Raw genomic sequence first — 14,274 nt, 5'->3', positions numbered from 1 at the left:
ATTAGGCAAATATAATTACTTGGCGATCGCCAAGTAACCGAAATTACTGCTGCTAGACACCAAAACGGGTCTACAGGTACAGTTTAACTGCCCTTTAACCCGCAACACGCCTAGTTTTTGTTTGAGATACTCAAAAATTGGCAGAAAGGCCGACGCGGAAAGTTAACCCAGGGTGATATATGCGATTAGATTTTTCATATTGTACATCTGCGAGGTTTTCTAGATAAAGCGACAAACCAATATTTTTATACACAGGTACTCGCGCTGCTAGGTCTAAATTGAGAAAAGAGGGCGAAAAATCTGTACTACTTTCTCCAGGGTTATTAAAGAAAGCTCGCCGCGCTCCCCCAAAGTAACTAGCATACAAATTAACTTGCCAATCTCCCGAACCATAGCCAACGCCTAATTGTGCTACCGAGTAAGGAACTAAGCCTAATTGCAACCCTTCCTCCGCCCCAGATTTGATTTTAGCATTGGTATAAGTGTAGTTGACAAACGTTGACCACCGGGGGCTAATTTGCCACTTTAACGCCGCTTCCAAACCGTTAGTTTTGACTAGCCCAATATTTGCCCATTGCCCGTTTTGAATGCCGAGGCGATCGCTTAAACTACTACCAAAATATGTAAACTGCCCAGTTAAACTAGGTGACAGTTGCACGTCTACCCCGCCAGTCCAAGACGATCCGGTTTCTGGATCTAAGTCCCTGTTGGGTAGCCAGTTATGAACGGTATCAAAAACATACAACTGATCTAAGCCCGGATTGCGCTGCACACCTACCCAACTACTACGTAAAGCAATATTACGACTAGCGGCCCATCGCAGCCCAATACTGGGGTTTAAATAGCTGCCAAATTCACTACTAAAGTTCTGTCTTAAGCCCAAATCGGTTTGAAATGTATTGCTAATTTGCCAGGTGTTTAGAGCAAATAACGCGGTATGAAACCTATCTCTAGTTTCTGATTCATTTAAAGTCGTGCGATTGGGAGCATTGCTCAATACATCACCATTTAGATCCCTTGATTGCAAATCTATTCCCCAGCGCAAAGTATTATTTGCAGTTAGTTGCCAATCGTGGTCTACTCTAGCGCTAACTGCTTGAGAATTGAGCGTTCCGGTGCGGTAATAAATGTTTTGTGTTGGGCCGTAGGTATTAAAGTAATCTTGATTGTAGGAAAGGGTAGTATTTAGCACTGAGTCATCGCTATTACCGAGCAAAGTTTTCCACGATAAACCCACATTAAATACATCATGGTCGAGTCTGTCTCTTTGCAAAGGAAAACCAAAATAAAGCAATCCTCTACGACTGCTAATTTTATAAGCATCCAAGCTTAGAGTATTGCGCGAATTTACATCTATTCCTAAACTACCGAAATAATTGCTAGTTGCAGTATCGCCATTAAATAAAAATCCTTCAGCATCGCGATTTACCGAGCCTTCCGGCACTCGGTAGCGGTTTTCGGCAGAGTATTCTTCGTAGCCAACATTGAACCTTACAGTACCTACCGAACCGCCATAACTAGCCCGATATTGCGACTGTTCAAACTCGCCAAACTCTGCGGAGGCTTTGAAAGTAGGTGTTTGTTGACCAAGCTTGGTAATAATATTAATTACTCCCCCAAAGGCTTCAGAACCGTACAAAGTAGAACTTGTCCCGCTAGACAATTCCACTCGTTCAATTGCACCTACGGGAATACTATTAAGGTCTGTAGCACCGTGATAGGTGTTGATATTGGTGTTGATTGGTCTACCATTAAGCAAATATACGGTTTGATTAATGGAGTTACCGCGAAAGTATGTTCCTGTATGGATATCTGCACCAAAACCAAAGTCATTAATTGCAAATCCCGGCAATCCCCGTAAAGCTTCCGATAAACTATTAGGGTTTTGCCTAATAAGTTCTTCCTCTGTGATTTGGTAAACTGGCGCAGAAGTTGGAGTAAAGGTATCTTGTTGTCCTTCTACTTCTACAAGAATTTCGTTATCATCTTCTGTTTCCTCGGTTTCTAATTCCTCACCTATGGAATCGGGTTGCTGAACTAATAGTTCGGCTTTGGTAGAGGGAAAAGTTACTTTCCTTAGTTCGACAGCTTTTTGTTGCTGACTGGTGGCAGATTTTAGTTTTTGAATTAGTAGTTTGCGATCGCCTTCCACATCTTTTGGGTTGGTTTCGGCGACAGCATAAGACATTAAACTAAAATTAATTAAAGTAATGTTAAGTAAAAAAAAATATAGTTTCATTTGTATTAATTAAATAATAGTCAATTATTGGCAGCCAAATAATATTAACCATAGCAAAGCTGGGAAGTTGCTCTAATTATTGCAGTGAAGGCTTTAGTGCAAAAAATCCCTATTTTTCTATTCAATTAGTCGCTGCTTATATTAAATTAGATAAAGTAGCTGATGGTGTCAAAAGACAGGCTGTCAAACTATAGGTTTGGCAACTTCTAAATTATTAGTAGCTAAAAAATTACATTATGGTCAGGTTTAAACTTTTGTGACTGCTCTACCCAATTACCGCCCCAAACAATTATCCCTTGGCCCATTGGAGGCAGAAATTTTAGATATAGTCTGGCAACTTAGTTGTGCGACTGTCAAAGACATACACGATCGCATATTGTCCGATCCAGACCGAGAATTGGCTTATACGTCGGTAACTACAGTGCTAAATCGCCTGACAAAAAAAGGCTGGTTGGTATGCGATAAGGAAGGTCGAGCATTTTATTATCGACCAACCGTCACCAAGCAGCAAGCGCAGGCAATAGAAGCCCAAGAACATTTACACCGATTTTTAGCTGTAGGTAGCCCGGAAATTGTGGCAGCCTTTGCCGATAATCTCGATAGAGCAAGTGTAGACCAGTTGCAGGCGATCGCCATGCGAATTGATGATGCCCGTAAAGCTAGGGAGGAATAGCCATGCACTTAATGATGATTCTGACTGCTTTAGGTTTAGCTTGGTTATGGCGATATAAAGCTCCTTTTTACGCTCAAGGCAGTGGGAATCAGTGCTGGCATCAGGTACTATCATTATTTGCTTTACCACCTTTACTACTAACAATGACGGCGGTTTCAGTGCTGTACATGGGAGCTGAGGAAAAGCCGATGTTTTGGCAGTGGCAGGGACGATTTAGTTACTTAATTGTTTCAAGTTTGTTGGGATTAGCTGTAATCAGTTTACTGAAGTTAGCTTATCAAAGTTGGCAGACGCAGCAACGCCTGCGTACCTGTCCTCAAATTACCTTGCTAGGCAAGCGCAGTCGCGTTGTGGCGAATCCTCTGCCTTTTAGTGCTTTAGTAGGCTTTTGGCAGCCAGAATTGATGGTGACGGAAGGTCTATTAGCTACTTTAGATAACGAGCATTTAAAGGCGGTTTTTCAGCATGAGCAAGGTCATTACTATTATCGCGATACCTTTTGGTTTTTTTGGCTCGGCTGGGTGCGCTCTTACACGGCTTGGCTACCTCATACAGAGGCGTTGTGGCAAGAGTTATTGTTGTTACGGGAAATTAGAGCCGATGGCTGGGCGGCACAGCAAGTCGATCCTCTGCTTTTGGCAGAATCACTATTGCAAGTAGTAAGTACGGTGTCCTTACCTGCCGATAGCTGTGCGGCTTTTAGTTGTGCGGTGGTACGCGATCGCACCTCTGTAAGAATAGAGGCGCTGTTAGCCCCAAAATCCCAGGAGCAACCAACTAATTTTTGGTCTTGGAGTTGGTTGTTGTTGGCGCTTTTACCTTTGTTGGCTGTACCGTTTCACACTTGCGCTCATTTGGCGGCTACGGCTCATTAGAATTGGGTGTTGATGATTTTTGCTGGTATAGACGTAAAGATTGCCTGAGTTTGGTTTGATTTGGTGAAGTGGCTCTTTGTGGCGATCGCCTTAAAGTATTTCGCAGTTTTGTCTGACTGACCGATTGTTGTCGGCGTTGGGGTTGGTCAAAAGTTTGACGTGGCGGTAAGGTATCGACGCGCCGTCGGGGGGTGGTGGATTGACGGCGAAGACTTCGCCCTAAAGCCGTATTTGATGGTCTTTTAGTTATATTGGGTGGTGGAGTTCGCGTATTTTGACTCCTAGCAACGGGGTTTTTTCGGGCGGCTACTTTTTGGCGGCGACGCTCTCGGTTTTGACGCGACTTCTTTGAGCCTTCTATAGCAAAGTCAACTTTGGCGGTAACGCCTTGTACTGCACCATTTGGGGCGTTAAATTTCCAGTTTCTTGCCTGTTCGACGGCAGCTTTATCTAGCTCGGCGTGACCGCTAGTTTGGGCAAGTCTAACGTTTGTCACATTACCTTTGCTATCAACATCAACGCTAATTTCTGCTTTGCCTTCTAATTTTCTCTTTCTGGCATTTTCTGGGTACTTGGGCTTACTACAGGTGCGGCAAGCCAAGCGACCGGACGAGCTTGCAGTTGAAGAATTACGATTGTTTTCGCTGGTGGATGTTTGGCGCTCTGTATTTCTTGCTGTTGCTACAGTGGAGCCACTTTGTACGTTGTTATTTTTTCCCCTGCCGTTTCCCGTACCTGTACCGTTTCCATTACCGCGATCGCTTATACCTGTGCGATTTCCATTACCTGCGCCGTTTCCATTACCTGTACCGCTACTTCTCAATTCATTGCCTGTACTATTGCCAGTTCCAACTTTTCCCCCTGCTTGGTTTCTTAAATTGGCGACAATTTTAGCTTGTTGAGCCGCTATTACACCAGAATTGGGTATCGCTGATGCTTGATCTCTAGCGCTTTTTGCCTTTGCTAACAAACTATTTAATCTTTGATTGTTTAGCTGCTGAATTTGCGATGAGCGCTCTTTAGCTCTATCTACTGGCGCAGGTTTAACCTTAGCTACAGGAATCAGTAAAGAAGTAGTTACAGGTTTTGCTTGAGTAACAATTTCTGATGGGATTACAGGTTTTGCTGGTACGCTTTCTAACTTAATTTTTTGATTCTGTAGTGGTGCAGAGAATACCCTAGAACTTTTTTGAGATAAATTTGGTGATACTGGGGCAACTTTGAGCGTTGTACTTGCGGCAATTGATGAGTTTGATGGAGTAATTGTTTTTGGCGATGATTTTCCTTGAGATGCACCACCACCACGACTAGCTACGCCAAATCCTGAGCTACTTCCAGACTTGCTAAGTATCGCTCCATTATTTCCCGCTCCAGAACTACCCTTTGCTGCTGTTTTTTGTTGCAATTCTAACTTTTGCGGCGTAGGCAGTTCTACAATAGCAATTTCAATCGGCTCATTTTCGATTATTGGCGTTTTACTCAAAAACTTGCCTAATCCCACCAGCACACTAATATGCAAAGCTAAAGAGCCAATTAGACTGAAAGCTAGAAACCAATTGAGAGTTTTTGCTTCTTTTTTTCGCTGCTCGACAGCTAGGTGCGGCAAGCTCATAAACTAATTCTAATTTATTATTAATCTGTTTATTCTAGTACGTCAACCTAATAAAATTCAACAAATAACTATTATATTTTTTAGAAGTTATTCATTTCTAAAATATTTTTAATTAGTTACTTAAACATTGTTAGGCAAGCTTTTTGGCTATTTTATACTTAAGTTTGACAACGTGTCTTTTGACGTTAAAATCTGTTTGATTTATAATAAGCAATGCAATTAATAATTACAGCCTCTTTATTTATTAGTAACTATATAAATGGAAATAAAAAATCTATTTGCTGCTGGTGGCGTGGTAATGTTCCCGTTGCTAGGATTTTCAGTAGTAGCTGCTGCTTTAATTATTGAGCGGATAGTTTTTTGGGTGCGAATTAACAAGCGTCAAAACCGAGCTATCCGCGATGTATTAAACCTCTATCGTCATGAAAATATTGTTGGTGCTGTAGATAAGCTGAAGCAAAATGCCGATTTGCCAATGGCGCGAATTTTTCTTGCTGCTTTAGAATTGGAACAACCAACCCCCGATGAATTTAGGCTGGCTTTAGAAAGTGAGGCACAAGCAGAGTTGCCATTACTAAAAAGGTTCAGCAACATCTTTGATACAATTATTAGCTTGTCGCCCCTTCTAGGTCTTCTCGGTACTGTTTTGGGATTGATTGCTTCTTTTGCTTCTCTCAACATCGGCGATGTGGGAGGTAGCCGCACCGCAAGCGTTACCGCCGGAATTAGCGAGGCGCTAGTTTCTACTGCCGCAGGCTTAGTAGTTGCTATTTTTACGCTATTATTTGCCAATACATTTCGAGGCTTATATCTAAGACAAACAGCGCGGATTCAAGAATACGGCGGACAGTTAGAATTACTGCACCGTCGCTTTTACAATCGTCAAGAGGTAACTTATGCGTCTACCCGATGAACCAGAAATGCCATTGCAAATAAACGTTGTACCGATGATTGATGTCATCTTTGCAATCTTGACATTTTTCATCATTTCTACACTGCAACTAACTCGTTCTGAGGGTTTGCCTGTAAATTTGCCTACGGCTGGAACAGCCCAAACTCAAAAATCTACGCCGATCGCAATTACCATTGATGCCAAGGGAAATTTGGCTTTAAACCGCAAACCTACTAGGTTAGAAACTTTGGAATCGCAAGTTAAAGTGTTGATTCCTACAGGCAAAGAAGTTGTAGTGATTTTGAATGCTGACGAACAAGTAAATCACGGTAAAGTAATTGCTGTGATGGACAAACTACGGCGGGTAGAAGGAGCAAAACTGGCGATCGCCACTAAACAACCCTAAATAAAAATTTAGTGTGCGATCGCTCGATAAAAAAACCGTGCTGCCATTAGCAACACGGGTAATATTAAAAACTAAATTTTATATAGCTTCGCGCACATCTAAGTTAAACAGCATTTGCAAAGATTGCATACACCGCCGTCTAGCCTCAATATCTTGCTCTGCTCTTAATTGCACCATCGGATCGTGAAGAATTTTATTGACAATCCCTCGCGTCAGAGCTTCTACGACTTCTTGATGCTTCTCGGCAAACTCCGAACCTAGGCGAGACAAAGCTTTTTCTAACTCTTGTTCGCGGATAGCTTCGGCTTTATCCCACAAAGACCTAATTGTTGAAACCGTTTCTAAACTGCGCCACCAACTATCAAAAATTACTACTTCTTCCTCTAACAACTTCTCCGCCTCCATTGCCATCTTGCGACGGCTGGCGTGATTTTGGGCGACTACAGCCTTCAAATCGTCCACGTTGAATGCTTGGACATTTTCTAGCTCTTTCGCGTCTCCATGTACGTTGCGCGGCACGGAAATGTCGAATATCATCAATGGACGATTGGGTTCTAAAGCTGCTTCTAGTTTGGCGCGATCTAGTAATGGTTCAGTGGCATTGGTACTTGTAAAAACTAAGTCGGACATTGCTACTTGCGCCATCATTTCGGAAATCGGTTGAATTTGCAAAGTAACTTGACTAAATTGCTTGGCTAATTCTTCCGCCCGATCGCGCGATCGATTTAAAATTGTAATTTCTACCGCACCTTTAGCCAACAAATGCTGTACCAGTAGCCGCGACATCTTTCCCGCACCGATAATTGTCACCCGACAAGCCGCCAAGTTTTGAACCTTTATCTGTGCAAGTTCCACCGCCGCCGAACTGATAGAAACCGCCCCCGTACCAATATTTGTTTCGGTACGAACGCGCTTACCTGCCGTAATTGCTTGTTTAAATAGCTTATTAAGAATAGATTTAATGCCGTTGTACTGCTGCCCTAATTTGTGGGTTTGTTTGATTTGAGAAAGAATTTGCCCCTCTCCCAATACCAAACTATCCAACCCCGCCGCTACTCGCATCAAGTGCATGACAGCATCTTCGTGAAGCAGCACAAATAAATGTTGTCGCAACCCCAACATCGGCAATTTGCTATGTTCTGATAAAAACTGATTTACTTCTCTAATCCCTTGCTCGGTTTCGTGAGTAACAATATATATTTCTAAACGATTGCAAGTGCTAAGTATCGCCACTTCCTCAATGTGAGGATAACTACAGAGTTGCGCCATCACACTTTCCATCTGTGGTTCTGGAATACTTAACTTTTCTCGAATTTCTACCGGAGCAGTCTTGTGACTTAACCCCACGACAGCAATATTCATAAAAACCTCGCGGTATGTGGGAAACTCAGTCGCTTTAGCGCTGAGAGGGAAGCGACATGAGGGAACTTATTCCCTTTGACTCTTAATAACAGATGTGTTGAAATATACATAAAAGAGGTTGAAAACCACGACTTCTTTTGCCAACTACCGCAGGGCTTGCGGGAGCCGAAAGGCGAAGTCTGCCGAGCGAACATAAGACCAGAAAGTGCTTTTTTAAGCATGGAGGCAGTTGCGAAATACCCGAAAGGGAAAGAAACAGAAACTCAAGTCGTGAGGCTTGGGAATCTCAGTCGATTTATCGCTGAGAGGATGTCAAGTCTCCTCCAAGTGTCGGCTAGGAAGCTATGAGATTGTCCTCATGCCTACCTAGCCTTTTACCTCTTACCGTAGTTGCAGCGATTTGACGTTATCGAATAGATGAATCGTATCGACAAAACGTGCTGTTTGGGATTGGTTAGAAATGACCAAGCTTTGAGTTCTAGCACCGCCACCAAAGAAGCGGACACCTTCCATCAAAGTCCCAGGAGTAATCCCGCAAGCAGCGAACAATATGGTATTGCCCGAAGCTAGTTCGTCAGCGTTATACACCTTATCTGCGTCATGAATACCCATTTCCTTTAATCGATTTAAGTTGCCTTCGCGACTTTCACCAATCAAACCTGTTTTAACTACTTCTGGATCGTAGATCAATTGACCCTGGAAGTGTCCGCCCAAACAACGCATTGCGGCGGCAGAAATTACACCTTCGGGAGCAGCACCAATACCCATAAGGGCATGAATATTAGTCCCAGCAAAGGCGCAGCAGATAGCGGCAGAAACGTCGCCATCGCTAATTAGCCTAACTCTAGCGCCTGCATCACGGATTTCTTTAATTAAACCTTCATGACGGGGACGATCCATCACAACTACGACTAATTCCTCTACCGCACGATTCAAACACTCAGAAAGAATTTTGAGGTTATCAGTGGCGGATTTATTGATATCTACATGACCTTTAGCTGCTGGAGGTGCTGCCAACTTTCGCATATAAAAATCTGGCGCGGCAAATAAGCCACCTTTTTCGGCAATAGCCAAAACTGCCATGGAACCATTTTGACCATAGGCAACTAAGTTAGTTCCTTCGCAGGGGTCAACAGCAATGTCAATTTCAATTAGTTCATCTGGGTTGCAGAATGCTTTAGCATCTTCGCGGGTACAAATACCTACTTCTTCGCCGATGTACAGCATGGGAGCATTATCGCGTTCGCCTTCGCCAATTACAATGCGACCCCGCATATAGATTTTGTTCATCCGTTCGCGCATGGCTTCTACAGCCACTTGGTCGGCAATATCTTTCTCACCTTTACCCATCCATCGAGCGCTAGCAATCGCTGCTTGCTCTACTACTTCGATGATCTCTAGCCCTAATGTATTTTCCACGAAGTCTGTCCTCTAAACTACCGATGAAGTTTGGCGATTTCAGTCTTCAAGTCTACCAAAGCGCGGATACCTCTTATAAAAAGTATTGCCTCAATCAGTGTTAAGTTTTGCTGCTAAGGTAATTTTGCTCTGGTTAAAGAGCGATCGCTTCTACTATTGAGATATAAATATTTCCCATCCCCTAAAACCAATGTTAGATTTTCTTAACCGCCATCCCGAACGCATCAAAGCCAATGTAGAAATCTACACCTGGCAAACTTGCCCTTACTGCATCCGCGCCAAATTGCTGTTGTGGTGGAAAGGTGTAAATTTTACGGAGTACAAAATTGATGGCGATGAAGCAGCTAGAACCAAAATGGCAGAACGCTCTAACGGTAAACGCAGCGTCCCGCAGATATTTATTAATAACCAACATACAGGCGGCTGTGACGATTTGTATCAGCTTAATTCCCAAGATCAGTTAGATAATTTACTGGCTCAAAGCGCATGAGTCAAATTGCCCCACCTTACGAACAGCATAAATATTGGATGCAACGGGCGGTTTCTCTTGCCGAGCTTGCAGGCGATGCCGGAGAAGTACCTGTAGGGGCGATTGTGGTGGATAAAACGGGCAATGCGATCGCCGAGGCGCAAAACTATCGAGAGCGGCACAATGACCCCACAGCCCACGCAGAAGTTATCGCTTTACGATTGGCTGGTCAATACGTGCATTCTTGGCATCTCAACGACTGCACGCTTTACGTCACCTTAGAGCCTTGCCCAATGTGTGCGGGGGCGATTATCCAAGCACGAATAAAGTTGCTAGTTTATGGTGCAGACGACCCCAAAACTGGCGCTATTCGCACTGTAATCAATATTCCCGATAGCCCTTGCTCTTACCATCGCCTAGCGGTACTAGGTGGTATTTTAGAATCTAACTGTCGCCAGCAACTGCAAGCATGGTTTGCTCAAAAAAGAATGTCTAAGTAATTACCCATTCCCAATTCTTAAAGTGTCCTCATTAATCGAGACAATTACTATTAGAAAATTTACGTTTAAATTAATCTAGTGTAAGTCCGCAGCCATTATGATGACGCAAATGGAACCCCAATCTCTAAACACTCCAAAAACTAGCACTGAAGAAGTTGCTCTTTCTACGCCCATTAATTCCAGGGTTTCCCCTTGGTTAGCACCGTTGGCGTACTTTTTAGGGTGTCGGATTGTTTTACCGTTGCATTTTGGCAAAATTGCGATTTCTGGACAAGAAAATTTGCCAATTACAGGACCTGTTATCCTTGCGCCAACTCATCGTTCTCGCTGGGATGCGGTGGTTGTCCCGGCGGTAACTGGTCGCCCTGTAACAGGGCGAGATTTAACTTTTATGGTGTCCGCCAACGAAGCATCAGGACTTCAAGGTTGGTTTGTGCGCCGCTTGGGTGGTTTCCCGGTCAATACCGACCGTCCGTCCATTAGCACTTTGCGTCATGGCGTTGAGGTACTGTTGCAACAAGAAATGCTAGTGATTTTTCCTGAAGGTAATATTTTTCGCGATGGTGCGGTTCATCCCCTCAAACCCGGACTTGCTCGTTTAGCTGTAAGCGCCGAAACAACCCATTCTGGTCTTGGGGTGCAAGTTGTCCCCATTGGTCTTAAATATAGCCAAAGTTATCCTCAGTGGGGTACTGATGTCTCTATTTGCATTGGCTCTCCCTTAAAAGTGGCAGACTATAACTTAGGTTCGGTGAAGCAAAGTGCGAAACAATTAACCATTGATTTAGAAAATGCTCTCAAAACTTTAATTTAAGGTTTTGCTAACATGAGAGGAACTAATAGGGAATTAATTGAGTCTTCTGTCCATAAACTTTGAACGGGTAAAGCAAATTTGGTAAAAATACCAATGAGAGTTAAGATACCCAAAGTTTTGATTAGTTCGATGTTCTCTCTGTACCCAGTTACGCCATGATATCTGCTGGAACTGTTCGCTTTTTGCCCCGTTACACTCATTTAAGTTTTTTTTCGTCGGTATTGGTTTTATTTATGCTAGTACCAGCTAATGCTCAAAGTGTGAAACCACAGCAACCAATCAATCCCACAAGCCCAAATATTCTGAGTCCTGATGCTCAAAATAATAGCGTATTGAGCGTACAAGGAGGACAGCGCTTGATGAGTGAAGCAAATTCCGCCGTTTCTGCCCAAAACTATACTTTAGCTGCTAAAAAACTCCAAGATGCTCGTCAGGTTTTTAATCAAGTATCGAATTTTTATCAAGAATTAGCTACTAGCTTTTCTGGGATTGATAATCGACTTGCAGACAGCCAGCGCAAAAAAGCTTTAGACACCGCCCAAATGCGCGATGACGCTACCTATCAACTAGCCTTGGTGCATCGAGCGCAAAATCAGCCGGAATTGGCTGTACCTTTATTAGTCCAAATTATCCGCAGTCAAAACCCGACGCGAGACTTAGGCAAAAAAGCTTATCAACAGTTGTTTGAATTGGGATTTGTAGATGCTCCTTTTCCCACCAGTGGCGGTGCTAGTAATCCTAGTAGCGATCGCCCTGCCAACTCCGCAAATAAGTAGTTAAATTAAAAAGTATTGAGCAGCGATATATTTAAGGAACTGTAATGATTAGCCCGCAGCAAGTTGAGGAAATGATTAAGGTGCGTCTTCCCGATGCTCAAGTAGAAGTACAAGACTTGAAAGGTAGTGGCGATCACTATCAAGTTACAGTGATTTCATCTCAATTTGTCGGTAAAGGATTGGTGCAACAGCACCAGTTAATTTATCAGGCGTTGGATCAAGCTATGTCTTCCGAAGCTATCCATGCTTTGGCAATAAAAACTTCTATTCCTCAAGCTTGATTGCTGAGGACACAAGCCCTACAAAGCAAAAAAACAAAACTATGACTCCAGAATTACAAACAAAAATTGATAATTTGGTTAAGCAAAACAAAATTGTCGTCTTCATGAAAGGCTCCAAATTGATGCCTCAATGTGGGTTTTCTAATAATGTTGTGCAAATATTAAGTACCCTCGGAGTACCGTTTGAAACAGTTGATATTTTGGCGGACAATGAAATACGGCAGGGAATCAAAGAGTATTCCAACTGGCCCACAATTCCCCAGGTTTATGTTAATGGTGAATTTCTCGGCGGCTCGGATATCTTAATTGAAATGTACCAAAAAGGTGACTTACAGCAGATGGTGGAAGTTGCTTTAGCTTCTTAAAAAGTTTGTCTAAATACTAACAATCCCCAGAAGACTACCTAAAGTCTTGGGGATTTTTTAATTATTAAAAAAATATTATGAATTTTTCTCAAAACCACATTTAATAGTAATCAGATTCAGCTTCTGTTTGGGGGAGCGGCGTTTCAAAGTTAAAAGGATCGTAAAGAAATCGCGTTGCTTCTTCTTCTAAACGGTGAATTAAATAAGGCTCAATTATTTGGGTTTGGCGCAAAGCTGCTAAGTAACCATCTAGAAATAAACGCAAATCGTCCGAGCGATAACCCCTTTGCCATAATTCAACTAAAGCATCGGTTAATCTTTGATAAAAACGGATAGTTTGAGTGTCTTGTAACATAATTAAAAATTGAGTAAAGGAATATTAAATGGTACATAAGGGAAAATTTAATCGCCTTTGTATTTAATTTTTTCACATTATTGGCAATTATATAGAGAAAGCTAATTCTATTAAATTACCTGTTACTAAAACAACCAGCCAACAAAACTAAAATGATTAACCGCAAAAGTTAAGCAGAAACTAGAGCGATCGCGCTAGTGACATAAATACATTGTAATCAAATAAATCTGGTTATAAAATATGCCCCTAGGGTTAATCCTAAGTTAACTAAAGATTTTCAGCCCTAATCCGCTTCTTTTTCTCCTATAGGTAAATAATCTTTGCCTACAGGATTTTTGCCCGTAGGCGCTTTTACAGCAAAGCAGTAGTTAGGAGTAACGATGGTTACAAAACCTACGAGCTTGCTTTGTTATGTTGATGAGTGAGAGCGCAAAGGAATGTAAACTGTGGGTTTGGTTACAATAGAAATTATTGAAGGTAATCCGCATCTGCGAAGTCTATTGAGTTGGCACTTACAACAACTAGGCTACCGAATGTATCAATCCGCTAATCTAACTCAAGGTAGGGAAATATTTTTAACCCAGCAACCGACTTTAGTAGTAATAGATTCCGATTTACCGGATGGTGACGGGGTAGAGTTTTGTCGGTGGTTGCAGTTGCAACAACAACCATTAATTTTGATGCTATCAGCGCGAAATACGGAAGCAGATATAGTTACAGGTTTGCAAGCGGGGGCTGATGACTATTTAACTAAACCTTTTGGAATGCAAGAGTTTATGGCAAGAGTCGAAGCCCTGTTGCGACGCAAACGAACTCCTGTAGCTCCGGTTTATTTAGATTACGGTACTTTGCAAATCGATCTAATCCAGCGCCGCATCCGCTTTCAAGGCGAATTTGTAGATTTAACTCCCCAAGAATTTAGCTTATTGTATGTACTAGCTCAAGCTAATGGAGAAGCTTTGAGTCGTTCTGAATTGCTCCGCCGCGCTTGGCCCGATGCTATCGACAACCCCCGGACTATTGATACTCACGTTTTGTCGTTACGCAAAAAAATTGAAATAGATGCTAGATCGCCGAGTATAGTGCAAACGGTGCGTAATGTCGGTTATAGGTTCAATCTAGAAGCAATCGAGTCTAAAAGTTCGGCTGCTTATGAAGTGACCTATCAGCCAACCACTACTCAATTTAAAAATTTTCAACCTACCGTCGTCAGAAATCAGCGCTAGACATTGCATT

16 protein-coding genes are annotated in these 14,274 nt (G+C 42.6%); 11 read left to right on the top strand and 5 right to left on the bottom strand.

Annotation, left to right across the window (positions count from 1 at the left end; genetic code table 11):
• Positions 1–130: 130 nt before the first annotated feature.
• Positions 131–2,239, bottom strand: coding sequence for a TonB-dependent receptor plug domain-containing protein (locus tag SYN7509_RS0220085; protein WP_009631436.1), 2,109 nt, complete (start codon positions 2,237–2,239; stop codon positions 131–133).
• 256 nt (positions 2,240–2,495) lie between these two features.
• Between SYN7509_RS0220085 and SYN7509_RS0220080 the strand changes: the two genes are divergently transcribed.
• Positions 2,496–2,912: a BlaI/MecI/CopY family transcriptional regulator gene (locus tag SYN7509_RS0220080; RefSeq protein ID WP_009631435.1), complete on the top strand. Its 417-nt coding sequence runs from the start codon at positions 2,496–2,498 to the stop codon at positions 2,910–2,912.
• A 2-nt stretch (positions 2,913–2,914) separates the two neighbouring features.
• Positions 2,915–3,787: a M56 family metallopeptidase gene (locus tag SYN7509_RS0220075; protein WP_009631434.1), complete on the top strand. Its 873-nt coding sequence runs from the start codon at positions 2,915–2,917 to the stop codon at positions 3,785–3,787.
• Here the strand turns inward: SYN7509_RS0220075 and SYN7509_RS0220070 are convergent.
• Entirely contained in the window at positions 3,774–5,399 is a 1,626-nt protein-coding gene (locus tag SYN7509_RS0220070; RefSeq protein WP_009631433.1) for an energy transducer TonB, read from the bottom strand. The two genes, SYN7509_RS0220075 and SYN7509_RS0220070, sit on opposite strands and share 14 nt — an antisense overlap.
• Before the next feature lie 259 nt (positions 5,400–5,658).
• On the opposite strand from SYN7509_RS0220070, the gene SYN7509_RS0220065 reads away from it, so the two are divergent.
• Both SYN7509_RS0220065 and SYN7509_RS0220060 read left to right on the top strand, forming a co-directional pair.
• Complete coding sequence (locus SYN7509_RS0220065) at positions 5,659–6,312, top strand: MotA/TolQ/ExbB proton channel family protein (RefSeq protein ID WP_009631432.1); 654 nt, start codon at positions 5,659–5,661, stop codon at positions 6,310–6,312.
• On the top strand, positions 6,296–6,697 hold the full coding sequence (locus tag SYN7509_RS0220060; protein WP_009631431.1) for an ExbD/TolR family protein: 402 nt from the start codon (positions 6,296–6,298) through the stop codon (positions 6,695–6,697). Before SYN7509_RS0220065 ends, SYN7509_RS0220060 begins: the two co-directional genes overlap by 17 nt.
• A 78-nt stretch (positions 6,698–6,775) precedes the next feature.
• Here SYN7509_RS0220060 and SYN7509_RS0220055 read toward each other — a convergent pair whose 3' ends face one another.
• Both SYN7509_RS0220055 and glpX read right to left on the bottom strand, forming a co-directional pair.
• Positions 6,776–8,059 (bottom strand): glutamyl-tRNA reductase, encoded by a 1,284-nt coding sequence (locus SYN7509_RS0220055; protein ID WP_009631430.1) that lies wholly within the window; start codon positions 8,057–8,059, stop codon positions 6,776–6,778.
• 381 nt (positions 8,060–8,440) lie between these two features.
• Positions 8,441–9,478: a class II fructose-bisphosphatase gene (glpX, locus tag SYN7509_RS0220045; RefSeq protein ID WP_009631429.1), complete on the bottom strand. Its 1,038-nt coding sequence runs from the start codon at positions 9,476–9,478 to the stop codon at positions 8,441–8,443.
• A 190-nt stretch (positions 9,479–9,668) separates the two neighbouring features.
• On the opposite strand from glpX, the gene grxC reads away from it, so the two are divergent.
• The 6 genes from grxC (at position 9,669) to grxD (ending at position 12,683) form a co-directional block, all read left to right on the top strand.
• Positions 9,669–9,968 carry a glutaredoxin 3 gene (gene grxC, locus SYN7509_RS0220040; protein ID WP_009631428.1) on the top strand — a complete coding sequence of 100 codons (300 nt, stop codon included), beginning with the start codon at positions 9,669–9,671 and terminating at the stop codon, positions 9,966–9,968.
• The gene (gene tadA / locus SYN7509_RS0220035; RefSeq protein WP_009631427.1) at positions 9,965–10,447 is read left to right on the top strand and encodes a tRNA adenosine(34) deaminase TadA; all 483 of its coding nucleotides are present in this window, start codon (positions 9,965–9,967) and stop codon (positions 10,445–10,447) included. Before grxC ends, tadA begins: the two co-directional genes overlap by 4 nt.
• 97 nt (positions 10,448–10,544) lie before the next feature.
• On the top strand, positions 10,545–11,261 hold the full coding sequence (locus SYN7509_RS0220030; protein ID WP_009631426.1) for a lysophospholipid acyltransferase family protein: 717 nt from the start codon (positions 10,545–10,547) through the stop codon (positions 11,259–11,261).
• Positions 11,262–11,416: 155 nt separating this feature from the next.
• On the top strand, positions 11,417–12,037 hold the full coding sequence (locus SYN7509_RS31085) for a hypothetical protein (RefSeq protein ID WP_009631425.1): 621 nt from the start codon (positions 11,417–11,419) through the stop codon (positions 12,035–12,037).
• Positions 12,038–12,081: 44 nt separating this feature from the next.
• Positions 12,082–12,318: a BolA family protein gene (locus tag SYN7509_RS0220015; protein ID WP_009631424.1), complete on the top strand. Its 237-nt coding sequence runs from the start codon at positions 12,082–12,084 to the stop codon at positions 12,316–12,318.
• Positions 12,319–12,359: 41 nt separating this feature from the next.
• The gene (gene grxD / locus SYN7509_RS0220010) at positions 12,360–12,683 is read left to right on the top strand and encodes a Grx4 family monothiol glutaredoxin (protein ID WP_009631423.1); all 324 of its coding nucleotides are present in this window, start codon (positions 12,360–12,362) and stop codon (positions 12,681–12,683) included.
• Between the two features lie 100 nt (positions 12,684–12,783).
• Here the strand turns inward: grxD and SYN7509_RS0220005 are convergent, their stop codons facing one another.
• On the bottom strand, positions 12,784–13,038 hold the full coding sequence (locus tag SYN7509_RS0220005; RefSeq protein ID WP_009631422.1) for a DUF6761 family protein: 255 nt from the start codon (positions 13,036–13,038) through the stop codon (positions 12,784–12,786).
• A 446-nt stretch (positions 13,039–13,484) separates the two neighbouring features.
• On the opposite strand from SYN7509_RS0220005, the gene SYN7509_RS0220000 reads away from it, so the two are divergent.
• Positions 13,485–14,264, top strand: a complete 780-nt coding sequence (locus SYN7509_RS0220000; protein ID WP_009631421.1) for a response regulator transcription factor — start codon at positions 13,485–13,487, stop codon at positions 14,262–14,264.
• The last annotated feature ends 10 nt before the right edge of the window (positions 14,265–14,274 follow it).

This window comes from Synechocystis sp. PCC 7509 (genome assembly GCF_000332075.2).
Lineage (GTDB): Bacteria > Cyanobacteriota > Cyanobacteriia > Cyanobacteriales > Chroococcidiopsidaceae > Aliterella.
This window is presented reverse-complemented; position numbering and strand designations above follow the sequence as displayed.

Bases quoted from the DNA above. Each gene is read 5' to 3' on its own strand.
- SYN7509_RS0220005 (WP_009631422.1), bottom strand. From the start codon at position 13,038: ATGTTACAAGACACTCAAACTATCCGTTTTTATCAAAGATTAACCGAT.
- tadA (WP_009631427.1), top strand. From the start codon at position 9,965: ATGAGTCAAATTGCCCCACCTTACGAACAGCATAAATATTGGATGCAA.
- SYN7509_RS0220065 (WP_009631432.1), top strand. From the start codon at position 5,659: ATGGAAATAAAAAATCTATTTGCTGCTGGTGGCGTGGTAATGTTCCCG.
- grxD (WP_009631423.1), top strand. From the start codon at position 12,360: ATGACTCCAGAATTACAAACAAAAATTGATAATTTGGTTAAGCAAAAC.
- SYN7509_RS31085 (WP_009631425.1), top strand. From the start codon at position 11,417: ATGATATCTGCTGGAACTGTTCGCTTTTTGCCCCGTTACACTCATTTA.
- SYN7509_RS0220085 (WP_009631436.1), bottom strand. From the start codon at position 2,239: ATGAAACTATATTTTTTTTTACTTAACATTACTTTAATTAATTTTAGT.
- grxC (WP_009631428.1), top strand. From the start codon at position 9,669: ATGTTAGATTTTCTTAACCGCCATCCCGAACGCATCAAAGCCAATGTA.
- SYN7509_RS0220060 (WP_009631431.1), top strand. From the start codon at position 6,296: ATGCGTCTACCCGATGAACCAGAAATGCCATTGCAAATAAACGTTGTA.
- SYN7509_RS0220075 (WP_009631434.1), top strand. From the start codon at position 2,915: ATGCACTTAATGATGATTCTGACTGCTTTAGGTTTAGCTTGGTTATGG.
- SYN7509_RS0220055 (WP_009631430.1), bottom strand. From the start codon at position 8,059: ATGAATATTGCTGTCGTGGGGTTAAGTCACAAGACTGCTCCGGTAGAA.
- SYN7509_RS0220030 (WP_009631426.1), top strand. From the start codon at position 10,545: ATGATGACGCAAATGGAACCCCAATCTCTAAACACTCCAAAAACTAGC.
- SYN7509_RS0220070 (WP_009631433.1), bottom strand. From the start codon at position 5,399: ATGAGCTTGCCGCACCTAGCTGTCGAGCAGCGAAAAAAAGAAGCAAAA.
- SYN7509_RS0220015 (WP_009631424.1), top strand. From the start codon at position 12,082: ATGATTAGCCCGCAGCAAGTTGAGGAAATGATTAAGGTGCGTCTTCCC.